The sequence below is a fragment of the Solibacillus sp. FSL W7-1472 genome (assembly GCF_037969775.1).
In the GTDB taxonomy this organism is placed as follows: Bacteria; Bacillota; Bacilli; order Bacillales_A; family Planococcaceae; genus Solibacillus; species Solibacillus silvestris.
In genome coordinates this window covers 384,644-400,249 of sequence record NZ_CP150208.1, presented here as the reverse complement: position 1 = coordinate 400,249, position 15,606 = coordinate 384,644, and the positions used below count along the sequence as shown (strand labels likewise).

At 36.7% G+C, this 15,606-nt stretch carries 17 protein-coding genes; 7 read left to right on the top strand and 10 right to left on the bottom strand.

The window, feature by feature from the left end; all coding sequences use genetic code 11:
- Positions 1 to 26 precede the first annotated feature (26 nt).
- Positions 27 to 1,211, top strand: a complete 1,185-nt coding sequence (locus tag MKY07_RS01965) for an ABC transporter permease (protein ID WP_339263636.1) — start codon at positions 27 to 29, stop codon at positions 1,209 to 1,211.
- A gap of 98 nt (positions 1,212 to 1,309) precedes the next feature.
- Entirely contained in the window at positions 1,310 to 1,849 is a 540-nt protein-coding gene (locus MKY07_RS01960; RefSeq protein ID WP_008406284.1) for a PadR family transcriptional regulator, read from the top strand.
- A gap of 54 nt (positions 1,850 to 1,903) precedes the next feature.
- On the opposite strand, the gene MKY07_RS01955 is transcribed toward MKY07_RS01960, so the two are convergent.
- Both MKY07_RS01955 and MKY07_RS01950 read right to left on the bottom strand, forming a co-directional pair.
- Positions 1,904 to 2,578 (bottom strand): serine/threonine protein kinase, encoded by a 675-nt coding sequence (locus tag MKY07_RS01955; protein WP_339263635.1) that lies wholly within the window; start codon positions 2,576 to 2,578, stop codon positions 1,904 to 1,906.
- 245 nt (positions 2,579 to 2,823) lie between these two features.
- A complete protein-coding gene (locus tag MKY07_RS01950) occupies positions 2,824 to 3,393 on the bottom strand; it encodes a YdhK family protein (RefSeq protein WP_339263634.1) in 570 nt (189 codons plus the stop codon).
- Positions 3,394 to 3,553: 160 nt separating this feature from the next.
- On the opposite strand from MKY07_RS01950, the gene MKY07_RS01945 reads away from it, so the two are divergent.
- Positions 3,554 to 3,880, top strand: a complete 327-nt coding sequence (locus tag MKY07_RS01945) for a four-helix bundle copper-binding protein (protein ID WP_339263632.1) — start codon at positions 3,554 to 3,556, stop codon at positions 3,878 to 3,880.
- Positions 3,881 to 3,937: 57 nt separating this feature from the next.
- Here the strand turns inward: MKY07_RS01945 and MKY07_RS01940 are convergent, their stop codons facing one another.
- Both MKY07_RS01940 and MKY07_RS01935 read right to left on the bottom strand, forming a co-directional pair.
- The gene (locus MKY07_RS01940) at positions 3,938 to 4,111 is read right to left on the bottom strand and encodes a Fe3+ hydroxamate ABC transporter substrate-binding protein (protein ID WP_065217465.1); all 174 of its coding nucleotides are present in this window, start codon (positions 4,109 to 4,111) and stop codon (positions 3,938 to 3,940) included.
- A 61-nt stretch (positions 4,112 to 4,172) separates the two neighbouring features.
- Positions 4,173 to 5,036: an AraC family transcriptional regulator gene (locus MKY07_RS01935; RefSeq protein ID WP_339263631.1), complete on the bottom strand. Its 864-nt coding sequence runs from the start codon at positions 5,034 to 5,036 to the stop codon at positions 4,173 to 4,175.
- Between the two features lie 199 nt (positions 5,037 to 5,235).
- On the opposite strand from MKY07_RS01935, the gene MKY07_RS01930 reads away from it, so the two are divergent.
- The 3 genes from MKY07_RS01930 to MKY07_RS01920 are packed head-to-tail and all read left to right on the top strand — an operon-like array spanning position 5,236 to position 7,476.
- Positions 5,236 to 6,021, top strand: coding sequence for a transporter substrate-binding domain-containing protein (locus MKY07_RS01930; RefSeq protein ID WP_008406278.1), 786 nt, complete (start codon positions 5,236 to 5,238; stop codon positions 6,019 to 6,021).
- Positions 6,022 to 6,054: 33 nt separating this feature from the next.
- Positions 6,055 to 6,720: an amino acid ABC transporter permease gene (locus MKY07_RS01925; RefSeq protein ID WP_008406276.1), complete on the top strand. Its 666-nt coding sequence runs from the start codon at positions 6,055 to 6,057 to the stop codon at positions 6,718 to 6,720.
- Positions 6,721 to 6,732: 12 nt separating this feature from the next.
- A complete protein-coding gene (locus MKY07_RS01920) occupies positions 6,733 to 7,476 on the top strand; it encodes an amino acid ABC transporter ATP-binding protein (RefSeq protein ID WP_014824863.1) in 744 nt (247 codons plus the stop codon).
- 329 nt (positions 7,477 to 7,805) lie between these two features.
- Here the strand turns inward: MKY07_RS01920 and MKY07_RS01915 are convergent, their stop codons facing one another.
- Genes MKY07_RS01915 through MKY07_RS01895 form a run of 5 tightly spaced genes read right to left on the bottom strand, consistent with a single transcriptional unit; the run spans position 7,806 to position 11,780 of the window.
- Positions 7,806 to 8,603 (bottom strand): FAD synthetase family protein, encoded by a 798-nt coding sequence (locus tag MKY07_RS01915; RefSeq protein ID WP_339263630.1) that lies wholly within the window; start codon positions 8,601 to 8,603, stop codon positions 7,806 to 7,808.
- Between the two features lie 18 nt (positions 8,604 to 8,621).
- Positions 8,622 to 9,614 (bottom strand): 4-hydroxy-2-oxovalerate aldolase, encoded by a 993-nt coding sequence (gene dmpG, locus MKY07_RS01910; RefSeq protein WP_339263629.1) that lies wholly within the window; start codon positions 9,612 to 9,614, stop codon positions 8,622 to 8,624.
- Positions 9,611 to 10,501, bottom strand: a complete 891-nt coding sequence (locus MKY07_RS01905; protein ID WP_339263628.1) for an acetaldehyde dehydrogenase (acetylating) — start codon at positions 10,499 to 10,501, stop codon at positions 9,611 to 9,613. Before MKY07_RS01905 ends, dmpG begins: the two co-directional genes overlap by 4 nt.
- Positions 10,498 to 11,292, bottom strand: a complete 795-nt coding sequence (locus MKY07_RS01900; RefSeq protein WP_339263627.1) for a 2-keto-4-pentenoate hydratase — start codon at positions 11,290 to 11,292, stop codon at positions 10,498 to 10,500. The genes MKY07_RS01905 and MKY07_RS01900 overlap by 4 nt, the downstream gene beginning before the upstream one ends.
- A 14-nt stretch (positions 11,293 to 11,306) precedes the next feature.
- Positions 11,307 to 11,780, bottom strand: coding sequence for a flavin reductase family protein (locus tag MKY07_RS01895; RefSeq protein WP_251690594.1), 474 nt, complete (start codon positions 11,778 to 11,780; stop codon positions 11,307 to 11,309).
- 557 nt (positions 11,781 to 12,337) lie between these two features.
- Here MKY07_RS01895 and MKY07_RS01890 point away from each other — a divergent pair.
- Positions 12,338 to 13,630: an MFS transporter gene (locus MKY07_RS01890; protein WP_339263626.1), complete on the top strand. Its 1,293-nt coding sequence runs from the start codon at positions 12,338 to 12,340 to the stop codon at positions 13,628 to 13,630.
- A 105-nt stretch (positions 13,631 to 13,735) separates the two neighbouring features.
- Here the strand turns inward: MKY07_RS01890 and MKY07_RS01885 are convergent, their stop codons facing one another.
- Positions 13,736 to 15,541: a V4R domain-containing protein gene (locus tag MKY07_RS01885; RefSeq protein ID WP_339263625.1), complete on the bottom strand. Its 1,806-nt coding sequence runs from the start codon at positions 15,539 to 15,541 to the stop codon at positions 13,736 to 13,738.
- Positions 15,542 to 15,606 lie beyond the last annotated feature (65 nt).

Sequence of the window (15,606 nt, the reverse complement as noted above, 5' to 3'; positions counted from 1 at the left end):
AGATTGTATAAGAGAGGAAACAATACGTGAAATTTAAACAGTTTTTAAAATCAAAAGGGGCAATTGCTTCTATTTTTATGGGAATATTTTATGCGGTAGCGATGCTTGGAATCTTTTTACCTGGGTACACAGCAATCCCTGGCAATATGGATGAATTAAAAATTGCCATTGTAAATGAAGACAAAGGCGAATCAGGTAATCAGATTGCTGGGCAACTAGGCGAAAGCTTACCATTTAAGACAATCGAAACAGACTTAACAAATAAACAAGCTCTGAAAGATTTAGAGCACAATGAACTTGCATTAGTTATTCATATCCCTGAAAACTTCTCAGCGGATGCACAAAGCGGTAAAGGAACAAACATTGATTTCACAGTAAATGAAGCCTCATCTACAATGGTTTCCTCTTCTATGTCATCTGTAGTTACTCAAATTAATAATGAGTTAAGTGCAAATTTCTCACAACAAACAGCTCAAGGAATTTTAATGAACTTCAACCTTCCGAAAGAACACGCTGCCGAAATGGCTGAGCAAATCGAAAATAGCTACACTGGTAACTATGTCATTATGAATGATGTGCCAACGGGAATGCATAATAGTATGCTGCCAATGTTTTTAACAATGGCTTGTTATGTAGGTGCAATGATTGCAGGAATGCAGTTAGTCGGTTCATTTAAAGCGAGCCGTGGTAAGGCGAGTAAAACAAAATTATTTTTTTATGTACAGTTGACTGCTTTAATAATTGCGATACTTTCAACTATCGCTTCATTAACTGTTGCCTTTCTAATTGCAGATGTCGACACATCGGTATTGTTACCTGTTGCCGGACAGCAGATTTTATTATATATGGCTGCATTTAATGTGTGTGCAATTCCAATCTTTATCCTTGGTGAAGGCGGTATGATTCTTAACATTCCGATTCTGCTTATGCAAACATTGGCGAACGGTGCTACGATTCCACGTGATATGATGTACGCACCATATGAATGGTTTAGCTATATTACGCCGATGTACCATTCTGTTCAATCGTATTTAGCGATTATGTTTGGTTCGATCAGCCCTGCCCCATACCTATGGGGATTAGCTGCAGTGGGAGCCGGAGCAATGCTTATTAATATTATCATTGTTTGGGTTTTCCATAAGCCGCTTCCAGTTGATGCACCAGCTGAACAACCAGCTTCTTTAAAAAAAGCGGATGAAGTTATGGCATAACTTTGTTAAACTAAGGAAAAATACAACTCGTGCTATTTTTAGCACGAGTTGTATTTATATAAGCGGAGATTAAAATGTATAAAGTATAGGAGAATACTATGTCCATCCAAATTTATATATTGAGCAAGTTAGCGAAAGAAAGTAGCTATCCATATAAACTAAAAAAAGAGCTGTCAGAACCGATTCCTTTTGATAAATTGGCGCACCTGACGGAAAGCAAGCTCTATTATCATTTTGAATCTTTGACAAAGCAGGGCCTTATCGAACCAACAGAGATCATTAAAGAAGAGAATCGGCCCGATAAGCAAGTTTTCGCCATTACCGAACAGGGCCTAGCATTACTTCCACAAAAAATTTATCAGCTTTTTGAAAAAGCTGATTCTCTCTCAGATACAATTGTTGGATTAATGAATCTGGACTTTGTAGATCGTGCAAAAATCATTATGATTCTTGAAGAGAAATTAAAAAAGCTTGAAAAGAAAATAGATTATATTACAAGCTTGAATATGCAAGTTAAGCTGGAAGGTTCTAAAAAAGAAGGTGGGGATTTTTTAACCGGCTATTTTACAAGTCGTTTTAATAACGAAGGTGAATGGATTTCTTCACTGATCGAAAAAGTACGAAATGGATCTATTTAAATAAGCCACGCATTCAGATGAATATATCATTAAAATGCGAGGCTTTTTAACTTATCAATTTTTAAAGAAAAGTTTTAATATAGGTGTTGTAATTTCTTCAAATGACAATGATTTCTTCCCTCGCCTGTTATACCACTTTCGAACGGTTTCAACTACCCCAATCGGCACGGATTTCCCATCTATTAAATGATAGTATTGCTCATACCCTTTTTTTAAATGTTCCCATCGACAATCATTTCCTGACATCGTATATTCGGAAACATCGATTATTTTAGCTCTGCCGTTTTGCAGCAGTATATTTTTCAAATGAATATCACGCGGATTCAGGCCCTTACTGCGCGCATATTCTCTTGCCTCTTCGACATCATTTATCGCCTGTTCCGGAATATGGATGCCTTCAAGGATACACTCAAATAGCGTCTTCCCTTCCTCGTAACTTAATACGAGGCAACTGTCGTTCGAACCAAAACAGGTTGAAAAGAAAGGCGAATTGCCTAACTTCCGATAAACACTTTCTTCCACCATTACTTTAGCTGATTTGTCTTTCGCATATAGTTTGAATGCATAAGCCGGGGTGTGTTCGGACCAAAAAACTGCCGCGTCCGTCCCGATTCCTACACATTTCAAATTCTCTGCTTCACCAATAATCGTAACTGGCTCATTATTCGGATTGGATAATACATTTATTTTTGAGAGAGTTTCCATTACTTTTTCGAAGTCTTTTACCATATCATCTTTCCCTTCATCAGTGTTAAAAGAAAAATACAAGATCAAATTACTTTTAAAGGGATTCTATATCGATCATAATAAAATTCGTCTTTTTATATTCACTATATGTTTATTTATTGATTTTAACATTTAATAACACTAGTTCATGTAATTTACAGCTTTATTCAATATGTAAAAAGCCCTTCACTCCATTATGTGAAGGACCTTACCTATTTATTAACTAAGGCTTAATTATTTTTTGGGCTTTATTCCACAGGGGAAAGTTCACTTTCTGTAACCCATTTATGATGCGTTACTTCCTCACCTGTTTCAGTATCTTTATAGCTCACCATATATACGGTCGTTTGCTCAGCCGAATCAATTGTAGCGGCCGCGCCATCCATCCCGTCCATATGTTCCGCATTTAATACGACCTCTTCACCGGAATTGAATGGTGCTTCTCCAGCGTCTTCAAGCTCTTCATGAATAACCCATTTGTGATCTTCAACTGGCTCGCCACCCGTTGTTGGAGTATACGTAACCATATAAACAGTTGTATCAAATGCTCCGGTAATGGTTGCCTTTGCGCCATTCATACCGCCCATATGATCGGCATTAATTATTGCTTCGCTGCCAACTGGATATGTAGGGCTTTCCGCATTCGCCAATCCTTCAGGTACTTCACCTGAACTTGAATGGTCCATTTGGGCGTGTTCCATATTTGAATGATCCATTTCTTCTGTAGAGTTTGACTCTTCTTCATTTCCACCACAAGCCGCTAAAACGAGCGCTGTACTTAAAACGAGCGCACCTGTTACTAATCTCTTTTTTTTCATCGCTGCATTTCTCCTTTTTTTAATTTTCTCCCCCAATTCATTATACCCCTACAAGGTATTTAATAACCTTACAAATTTTTAAGAATCTATTGAGGTTAGTTTACTGGACAAAATAACGGGAAAATTAGAAATGTATAAACTTAACGAGGAGGAATGGGAAATGTCACATGAACAACATCAACAATTGCTGCAAACTTTACATGAGTGTATGGCAGCATGCAACCACTGTTTTGACGCCTGCTTAAAAGAAGATCACGTTCAGATGATGACGGAATGTATCCGTTTGGACAGAGAGTGCGCAGATATTTGCAACTACTTGGAACAGGCGATTTCTAGAGGTACACCCTTTATTTCCGAACTGGCTGCCGTTTGTGCCAAAATTTGTGAAGCGTGTGGAAATGAATGCAAAAAGCACGATCATGACCATTGCCAAAAATGTGCGGAAGCGTGCTTTAAATGTGCAGAAGCATGTAAAAATGTTGCCTAAACATACGAAAAGTTGCTCCATTGGTTCCTTCACCAATGGAGCAACTTTTTAATATGATTAAATTTTAATTTCAGCTGAACACTCTTCACAAATAAATTTGCCTTCCACATTCAAAAAAGCTTTGATTTCTGTAAATCCTTTTCGCTTCGGGTAACGCATTTCAACCAATATTTTTTCATCATCTTTAATTTCATTATTACATTTCATACATTTTGGAGTTATTAGGGCCACTCTAATCCCCTCCTTCTAATTGTTAGCCTTGTTCTGCCTTACTGCAAGGATATCCTGCCTTTTATTTTTTCCGAACAGGGAGCCAAATTTCACTGTAAGCATAATCCTTTTTATTTTCATCCATTTTAGTAAACGAAAACGTAGGTGCTTTGATAATTTCATAATCAGAAGTAGGAAGCCACTCCGAGTATGTTTTGGCCATTGTTTCTTGTAACGTAGATGGAAACGGACCTTCATTTGGAAATACCGCCCACATACATGCTTCAACTTGCACTTTCTCTAATTGATCACTAACCTCATTTTTAGTCGTTAAGACACCGATCAAGTGCGTTAACTCCCCTTCTTCTTTCAGGAAATTCGCATCAGCATGATAAGATGCATTCACAATTTCAAATGGCTCTATATTTTTAAGTGCACGCATTTCTTTTCTCTGCTCTTCCGTTATACTTTTGGCCAGCTCTACGATTTCCTGATTAACACCTTCAAATTGCATAGGCACACGCTTACTTACCCCTGCTAAACTGAACGCTTGTTTATCTTCTATTCTCCATTCCATCGAAACTCCTCCTTTTACAGTTATTACAAATGTGAGTTTAGGAAATGATTTGCTTATTTTCTTTTTGATGACATCTGAAGGTAAGCAATCACACCATTTTTTAAATGCTCTTGTAAAACCGTCGACGGACTGGTAACCATATTTAAATGCTACATTCGTTACCTTTTCGCCATTCAATAATTCCTTATTCGCTTCCGATAGTTTTCTGTTCTTTACATATTCATTTAACGTCATCCCAGAAAGATGAAAAAATACGGTTCTAAAGTGATAGTCGGAACACCCGGCATAATGTGCAATGCTTTCAAGAGACAAGTCATCGGTTAAATGATCTTCAATATATTCAATCACTTGATTTAATTCTTTTAACAACATATCCCTCCTTCATGGATACATATTAGCAAAGCAATTATAAAAATACTCGACATTTACAACCCAAAAAAATCGTATTAATATGGTTCATCCCCTGGCACCTTTTGTTTATATAACGTGTAAAAGGGGTATTCACTTTTTTAGTAAGATATTTAACCAAACAGATTGTAGAAATACATGAGAGGAGTTGATACGTAATATGCGGTTGGAAAAGAAGTTAATATTGATTTTCAGTTTTATCGCGGCTTGCTTCTTATCTGCTTGTGCGGAAAAGGAAAAGCTTGCCGACGGATCAGAATTGATACATAAAGATCAGTTTGTTTTTGCTGCTTCTGGCGAGTTTAAGCCATTTAGCTATGTAAATAATGAGGATCTTACGATGTCAGGATTTGACATCGAAGTTGGCGAAGCGATCGCAAAAGAACTCGGTCTGGAACCGGTTCAAAAGCGGATTAAATTTAAAGGAATTGTAGAAGGAGTCAAAACTGGCCGTGCAGATGTAGCTGTTGCCAGCCACACGATTAATCCACAGCGAAGCAAACATGTTGCTTTCTCTACCCCCTATTATTATTCCGGACCGCAAATTTTTACCCGACCTGATAGTGATATTAAAACTGTCGATGATTTAGCCGGAAAAGAAGTAGCTGTAGCAAAAGGGTCAACCTATGCTGATACAGCCTCCAGATATACCGACAATGTTAAAACCTATGACAGCGACATCACAGCTTTACAGGCGTTAAACAGTGGTCGTCATGATGCGGTCATCACCGATTTTGTTACCGGAAAAAACGCTGCAAAAGAAGGATTTAAAGTTGAAGGGCAGCAATTAATCGAACGCAGTGAACAAGCAATTGTACTGCCTAAAGATAACCCCAACCTATTGAAGCGAGTTAACGAGGCGCTGGATAAACTCCGGGAAGATGGAACACTTTCTCGGATTAGCATGGAGTATTTTGGTGAGGACATCACAAAAAAACCTGAATAATTCAATCCTCTAATAAGAAAGGAAGTAGGTACAGTGCCAAGTTTTTCACATTTTATAGAAGTATTAATCGATACAAAAGATGTTTTTCTTAAAGCCATGCTCTTAACATTGGAGCTGACGGTTGTATCCATCTTAATAGGTATTGTAATCGGGCTTTTCTTTGCCCTGATGAAAATTTCTAAAATAAAAGTATTAGAACTCATTTCAGATATATATGTCTTTTTAGTTCGCGGAACACCGCTAATTGTTCAAATCTTTATCCTCTACTTCGGACTTAGCGGGCTTTTCCTTCTTCCCGATTTTTGGGCTGCTTCACTTGCTTTGGCGCTTCATAATGGCGCATACATTTCTGAAATTCTTCGAGGTACTATCCAAGGAGTCGATAAAGGTCAGATGGAGGCTGGACGCTCTTTAGGGATGACCAAAGTTCTGACATTAAGAAGAATTATTCTTCCGCAGGCATTCCGCCGTGCGCTCCCTCCATTGGGTAACCAATTTATTATCGGTTTGAAAGATTCTTCGTTAGCCGCATTTATTTCGATGAATGAACTCTTTAATGTAGCGACAACGCTAGGATCTAATAACTTTGACGAAATGACCTATTTACTGATTGTTGCAATCTACTACTTAGTATTAGTGGCGTTGTTAACATTGATAGTAAACCGTTTCGAAAAGAGATTAGCAATTAGCGACAGGTAGGAGGCGTAAGCAATGGAAGCAAAAGAAATGATTAAAATTAATCAATTGAATAAGTCATTTGGCGACTTGCATGTATTAAAAAATATCGATATGACCGTTTACGAAAGCGATGTTGTTTGTTTAATAGGATCGAGTGGCTCAGGGAAAAGTACTCTCCTTCGATGTCTGAATTTTTTAGAAAGAAAAGATAGCGGTAGTATTACTATAGGTGGAAAAGAAGTCGACCCTAAAAATGATAACCTTAACAACATAAGGGAAAAGGTAGGAATGGTGTTTCAACATTTCAATTTATTCCCTCACAAAACTGTTTTGGAAAATATTATTGAGGCCCCAGTTATGGTTAAGGGCATTGACAAAAAGGAGGCAATCTCCAAAGCAAAACAACTTCTGGAAAAAGTCGGCTTGGAAGATAAGGCCGATGTCTACCCTAATAAACTATCCGGCGGGCAAAAGCAACGGGTAGCAATTGCTAGAGCACTTGCAATGGAACCAGACATTATGCTATTTGATGAACCGACATCTGCACTTGATCCAGAGCTTGTGGGAGAGGTTTTAACAACGATGAAAGAATTGGCTCAAGAAGGAATGACAATGGTTGTTGTAACCCATGAAATGGGATTTGCCAGAGAAGTGGCTGACTGGATCGTGTATATGCATGATGGGAAAATTATCGAGCGCGGCAACCCTGATCAATTTTTCAACCATCCGAAACAAGAGCGAACTCAAGAATTTTTAAAAACGACAATGCTGAAATAAACGAAAGAGGGTCCTGTCTAACTATTAGACAGGACCCTCTTTTTATAATTATACCGGGTAAACAGTCTTATGATCACATATAATTATACATTTACTTTCATCCTCCAAGAAATGGACATCCCCTTCTGATGAATAGAACCATGTTTTTTGATATTGGTTATCTTCTTCTACATAAAAAATATTGAGTTCATCTCGGAATTTTAATAACGTATTGGCGGTTTCTTTATTGGTTTTAAAAGAAATTTCCCAACTGTTTTTTACATTATTAATTTCATGTTCTGTAGTTTCGCAAAATAGTCTGCGACGGATGTGGATTACTTCTATTATAATTAGCGAGAAATAGTCAGCTTAGAACTGAAATGATCAATCCACTGTATCGTTAATAAATTAGGCAATGCGGATATTTCATGGTGAATCTGAATATATTTTTTACACTTTACAGTTGCGACACATTCAATATAAGAATGGCTATCTTCAATCAATACTTTATAATTACCAATATCGGGCAGCGAATAATTCGGTAATAAACCAGTATTCTTACAATACTTAGTTTGATAAAAGTTGCCTAAAAGGCTTGGCAATTCGCTAAGTTTCCGTTCTTTTAAGTGTTTTCGTATTAAAGATGAACTGATTTTTTGATTATTCCATTTCAGTTCTTCTACAACAGTAAGTCCTATTTGCTGTTCAGACGCATACACTGCTAAGGTTTCCACCGTACCACTGGCTTTTGTTCCATATGTGTAGTCAAAACCACAAATAATCTCTTTTGCATTTAAACCTATAATATAATCATTTAAAAAATCGTTAGCTTCAACTTTTGCTAATTTTTTTGTAAATTCTACAATATAAAAAATGTCTACTCCAAGATTTTTAAGTTTTTCAATCTTTTGATCTAGTGGTTCGAGATAGGAAACTTCTACGTCAGAAAATATCACACTTTTAGGATGCGGAAAAAAAGAGAGAACCGCCAATGATAGATTCTGTGCATTTGCTTTTTCTTTAGCTGTTTGTATTACTTTTTGATGCCCTAAGTGCACACCATCAAAATAACCAAGTGCCATTGCAACATTGGGAGCTTGTTGTTTAATCTCTTGTAAGTTATTAGCATTCACATAGACTACCTTCATGCGATTCTCTCCTTTTTCTTATCTTGTTAGATTTTGTGCTACTTCATAAATTAAATCTTCTTGACCACCGACTGCTTTCATCTGTCCAATTTTCATTAAAAGATCCCGCTCATCGACACCGAATTGTTTTGCGGCCTTTTGTGCATGTAACAGGAAGCTTGAATAAACACCTGCATACCCTAAAGTTAAACTACTACTAGTTATTTCTTGCGGTTGTTGCATGAGCGGTGCAATTACATCATTTGCTAAATCCATTAATTTATACAAATCAATACCCGTCTCATAACCTAGTCGTTCTAAAACCGCTACCATCACTTCTGTTTGCGTATTACCTGCACCAGCACCTAATGCACGAAGACTTCCATCAACATAAGTTGCTCCAGCTTCTACCGCTGCAACTGTGTTCGCCATTGCCATCGATAAATTATTATGGGCATGAAAACCAATATCACACTGTAAATTTTGCTTAAGCGCCTTAATTTTTTCCGTTACATCATTAGGCAACATCGCTCCTGCAGAATCCGTTACATACACAATTTCTGCTCCATAGCTTTCAAATAACTTTGCTTGCTCTACAACTTTTTCAACACTTGCCATATGGCTCATCATTAAAAATCCGGCAGTTTTCAATCCTAGGTTCCGTGCTAGTTCGATATGTTGTGCAGCTACATCTGCTTCGGTTACATGAGTTGCTACACGAACCATTTTCGCACCTAATTTTGATGCATTTTCCAAATCTTTTTTTGTACCGATTCCTGGAATTAATAACACAGCAACTTCCGATGTCGTACACTCTGATACAGCAACTTCTATAAGCTTCAATTCATCTGTTTTAGACAAACCATACTGTAATGAAGAACCACCTAGTCCATCTCCATGGGATACTTCAAAATAGCGAACACCCGCTGCATTTAAACCTTTTGCTGCGGCCCGGACCTGTTCTTCTGTAAATGAGTGACGCACAGAATGACTTCCATCTCTTAATGATACATCTAATATATTTAAGGTCATAAGATGACCTCCTTTTCACGTTGTAAATGGTGACGTGCCATTTCATTGCCAACTTGGACTGCAGCTGCCGTCATAATGTCCAAGTTACCAGCGTATGCAGGCAAATAGTCAGCTGCACCATTTACTTCAACAAATACAGATACTTTTTTGCCTTCAAAAATTGGTGATGCTTTTAATGTATATCCCGGTACATAAGACTGTACTTCCTTTACCATTTCCAGAATCGATTTTAGAATTGCTTCTTCATGGCCTTCTTTTTCTACTAAAACATGAATTGCATCACGCATAATAATCGGCGGTTCTGCAGGGTTTAATATGATAATGGCTTTCCCTCTTTTAGCGCCTCCAACTACTTCAATTGCTTTTGATGTTGTACTTGTGAATTCATTAATATTTGCTCTTGTACCTGGACCTGCAGAAAGGCTCGCAATCGTTGCGACAATTTCTGCATAGTCTACCGGTACAATACGGCTGATAGCATGAATTATCGGAATAGTAGCTTGACCGCCGCAAGTAACCATATTCACATTTGATTTTTCGATGTGTTCTTTTAAATTTACTGGCGGAACAGTAAATGGTCCAATTGCAGCTGGTGTTAAATCGATCACTTTCTTACCTTTAGCCGTTAATAAATCGCTATTATTCTTATGGGCATATGCACTTGTTGCATCATATACGATATCAACTAATTCAAGGCGTTCCATTAAGCCTTCAATTCCATTTGAAATAATATTGTAGCCGCGATTTTCCGCACGTTTTAATCCATCAGATTCCGGATCGATTCCTACCATAACACTCATTTCCAATAATGGACTGCGCTCAATTTTATACATCAAATCTGTTCCGATATTTCCAGATCCCAGAATTCCTACTTTGAGTTTTTTCATTTTTTCACCACTTCCTTCGAAATGATAGCGTTTACTTTTCCAAGTACACCAAAATCAGCCTCAAATTCATCGCCTGCTTCGAAGGGAACAGCTTTCGACAAAGCTCCTGATAAAACAAACATGCCTGGCTTAACAGAAATATCATATTCACTCAGTTCATTTGCTAACCATACTACTGCATTGAGCGGATTTCCTAATACAGCCGAACTTGTAGCTTCATCTAGAAATTCTCCATTTTTCTTTACAACCATTCGTATATTTGCAATATCCTCTATATCTTCAAGCAAAGTACGCTTTTTCCCTAAAATTGCACCTGCCGATGAGCCATTGTCTGCTACTGTATCTTCAAATTTTATTTTCCACTCCACAATACGACTATCGATTACTTCTATCGCTGGTACAACATAAGCAGTTGCATCAATTACATCTTGCACCGTCACATTCGGTCCTTTTAATTCTTTATTTAAAATAAAAGCAACCTCAAACTCTACTTTTGGCTGAATAAATGAGTCAGTAGATAAACCTTCGAACTCATCATAAAGCATCGTATCTAGAATAAAACCGTAATCTGGCGTATAGACATTTAACATTTCCTGCATTGCTTTACTTGTTAGACCAATTTTCAGTCCTTCTATCTTCGCGCCGTCGTTAACTTTTTGGCGAATTTGCGTTAATTGTACCGAATACGCATCAGCCACTGTAATATTTCCATAAGTTTCCGTTAATGGTGCAATCGGCTGTTTTGTATGTTCCGCCCCTGCCAATGCTTTAGCCATTGTTTGTATATTCATAGATTACTCCCCCTTTATGACTCTACCGTTTCCAATTCAGTTAGTTTGCGATACTTGCCACCAAAGAATAACAAAGGATCTTTTTCTTCAAGGCGTAAATCTACTACTTTACCGATGAATAATGTATGGTCCCCTTCAACGTGCTCCGATACAACTTCACATGTGAGTTGAGCAATAGCTCCTTTCAATACCGGTTGCTCAGCTAATATTTCAAATTCAACTGCTTCTCCCGGTCTGCCGGCAAAATGGCGTGAATAATGCTCTTGATCTTCAGCTAATATGTTTACTGTATATTTTTTCGATTGTGATACTTTCTCTAAAAATTTCGCCTTCTCACCAATTGAAATTACAACAAGCTTTGGGCTCAATGAAACTGACATGAAACCGTTCGCTGTCATACCATGAATTTCTCCATCATTTTCTGTCAATAAAACTGTTACTCCTGTAGCAAACTTCCCCATTGCATCTCTAAATAGACGATCATCCATCTCCATTCCTCCATCCATAACTGATTAATTCAATCATAAAGGAGTCAATTTAAAATTATCATTACGTTTTTTATTGAAAATTCTGATAAAAACAATAAAAATTACATGTTGCTCCATTAGTAAGGTTTATGGATAATTTTAGTTAAAATTTCAGCTTTATCAGTATTTGATGCGTTCATTAACCGAGAAAATATTATTCATTTTTCTCTAAATATTGTTTCTTATTTTCTCGAAAATACATTTCGGCGTTATTTTTTTATCTTGTAAAACTATTTTTTTTCAAATAAAATTCTTTTCATGGAAGGTTCGGATCCGGATTTTTCTTTTGGACACATATAGAGGTGCCCGAAATTTTTGAAGAAAGTACAAGCATTTGAAGTGTTTTGTAAACGCTATCACTTGTCTAGTATTAACCGGAAAGATAAAAATGACCTCATTTTTAGTTTAATATGAGGGCGAATGGAGGTGGGAAATTATCCTAGCAGTTTATCGGATTTACTAGTGTTTTGTCTGTTAACAAGGTGATGGAAAATAAGACAATACAAGGGGGATTTAACATGCGTTGGGTTGTATTAGGATTTTTATTCTTACTCTCTGTTTTAAACTATACGGATAAATCTGTTCTAGGATTAGCTGCGGAACCAATAATGTCCGAGCTAAATTTAACTTACGATCAGTTTGGACTAGTCGGAAGCAGCTTCTTTGCTGCATATGCTATCGGAAGTATTGTTTTAGGTACATTAACGTATCGCTTCAACTCGAAATACCTTCTAATGATGATTGCTGCTGGATGGACGGTTTCATTAGCAAGTGCTTATTTTGTAGAAACATTAACACAATTAATTATTCTTCGTGTTGTTTTAGGTTTCTTTGAAGGTAGTACGCTTAGTATGTGTCTCGTCCATCTTGCACGATGGTTTAATAGTTCACAACGAGGGCTCGCTACTGCTATTATGACTTCTGGTACAACAGTTGGTACGTATTTAGCTGCACCCCTTTTAGTTATGGGGATTACAAACTTTGGCTGGCAACATACATTCGCATTGTTAGGGGTAGCAAGCTTGATATGGGCAATCTCCTTCTTCTTTATGAGAGACGAGCCAAAGCAACCATTAGTAGAAGATGTTAAATCTTTAGCTTCAAACAAAGAGGTACCCTTTAAGCATATTTTAAAAGTATTCGTTAACCCTTATGTATTATCAATTTTAGTTGTAGGTTTCGTATCAATGTGGATTACTACTTGGGTACTTACATGGGCACCTACTTACCTAACTCAGATTGTTGGTCTTAAGCCGCAAGATATGAGTCTAATATTCGCTGGGATGGGTATTGCAGGGACAATATTTGCAATTTGCGCAGGTAAATTTACAGACTTTTTATTTAAGAGAAACAAAAGTCTCATTAAATCATATGACCGTGTATTAGTTACCGTATTAATTGTTGGTGCAGCTGCATACGCGATGACAACTATTGTATCTTCTCCCATTTTAGCATGCGTTTTCTTAGGCATTGGTTTAATTATGAATACAAGTTTACTGCCATTGAATGCTGCGATTAAGACACTAATCATTCCGAAAAATTTAGTAGGATCTATAACTGGTATTTCATTGTCTATCTCTAGTATGGCAGGAATCATAGGACCATGGATAACTGGCTACTTAATTACAATTGCAGGGGATGATGTCCGCTCTGGCTTTAATGCAGGGGTAATTGTTATCGTTAGTTTATATGTTGCTACTGCAATCGTGCTGCTAGCTACACGTAAATTAAAAATTACAGCTACCGAAAAAGAAAATGAAAGCCGAATTGCTGAAGAACAGGCAAAATTGGAAGTCGCTATAGATCAATAAAGTATTCTAGACCTATCAGATAAAAAAAGACTGTTAATAAACTCAAAAATGAGTTTCATTTACAGTCTTTTTTACTGAACAGTTACTAAATAATTGATTTCGTTTTTATCGTTCAAATTCTTCAAAATTCAAGGAATCTGACAGTATTAAAGCCTGAATGACTAATAAAGTATAGGCTGCAGTTGAAGCATTTTTCAGGGAAATTTGTAGTTGATCCTCGATTTGTTTTATACGATATTGAATACCACCAATCGATAATGCCAATTCATCCATTGTTTCCTTTAAGCGTTGACTGTTTAATAAATAAACGTAAAGAGTATGCAATAATTCCTTTTTGCGGGAATCCTCAAAATTATATAACTCTTTCAACGTCTTTTTCGCCATTTCATGTAACTGCTCAACGCTCATATGTTTTACAATATCACCAAGCATTCCTAAATGCTCGTATGTTGTTAGTAGCTTTTGGTTTGGGAAGCGCTGTGCTGTACGTGCTTCTTGCAAAGAGCCTTCGAAATCTTTAAAGTTACTGAATGTTCTACTAAGACCTATTGAGTATTTATACTCACTATTTTGTTTTTCCATTTTATTAAATATTTTTGTTATTTTCTTTTCCCAGCCCTGCTTGTCACTACTTAGCGAATTGAGGATTGCAATATCTTCTCCAAGTACTGCAAAAATACAAGGCAAATCCCACTCTTTTGCCAGCATTGACAGCTGTGTTAGCTGATCATGAATGTCAATAATCTCATTGTTTTTCTTTTTCTTTTTTACACTAATAATCCCTGTTGAAAATGGTGGCTGAAATTTAAAGGGTAAGAATTTATAGTAAGATTCAATATCCTTAATATTACGATTGTGGATTAAGCGTTCCAATAACGAACTGCGCATACGTTGCTGTTCTTCAAACTGTGCCTCTTCGTATAAAATGCATAATGCTACAACTGTGGAAATACGTTCTAAAAATAAATGGTCATTCTCCTCTATATGATTTTCACCAAAGTAAAAAAGTGAACAAGTAGCATAGTTTCTTTTATTTATCAGAACAGGCGCTGTCAGCTTCCAGTATTGATCCCCTTTATACTGTGAAATATTGTGTTTACTATTGAACTCCGCTAATTTCACCTTATCTTTTTTTATTGAAAGTTTCTGTTCTTCATTAAAACCTATTTCGCATAACGGATTACCGTGAATATCTTCAATTAAAATCGGAATGTTCAACAAGTCATAAGCAGTCTCTATAATTTCATTCAATGAATGTTTTTCAGTTACTTTTTGCGTGAGTTGACCGTGAAACTTTGATATTTTTTCAAGCACTTGTTTATGATGCAGAAGTGAATCATATGTCATTTCGAGCTCTGATAAAATATTATCATTTTGATAAAGGTTGATCAGTTCTTCTTCCTCTTCCATCCAGTCACGTTCCAGACGAACTTTAAATTCACAGCATGGATCCCCCTTTGCCACACACTTATATTCAATAGCAATAATTGACTCCCCAAATTCATATGTCAATGCACCACTTGCAAAACCGCATAGCATATGACAAACACATTCATCTGCCAGACCGTAATTATTAAGATGCAGTGCTGCTTCAAATGATTCTACCCATTGTCCCCATGTATTATTACATTCAATCGTGCCGTCCGGGTGAGCTATAATTTCCCCCATGAAAATAACATCTTTAACATGACCTAAGCGCGAATGTCTTTTACCGACAAGATCTTTGGAACCTTTATTTTGAAGAGTATTTTTTGCAGATTCCATCCCAAATTCTTTGCCAAAACGGAATAAAAAGCCTTTCGTTTTCTGGGAACCAATATTGTTAACTAAATTGTTTTTTAATGTGTGGAAGGCATTTGCCGACATTAAAATATCTTTTGATTTACTAGAATCGAATGCAATTTCACTCATTAAATTCACTTCCCCTTTGATTTTCTATTCCCCATATTACAAAAATAAAATTTGTTTTTCAATAA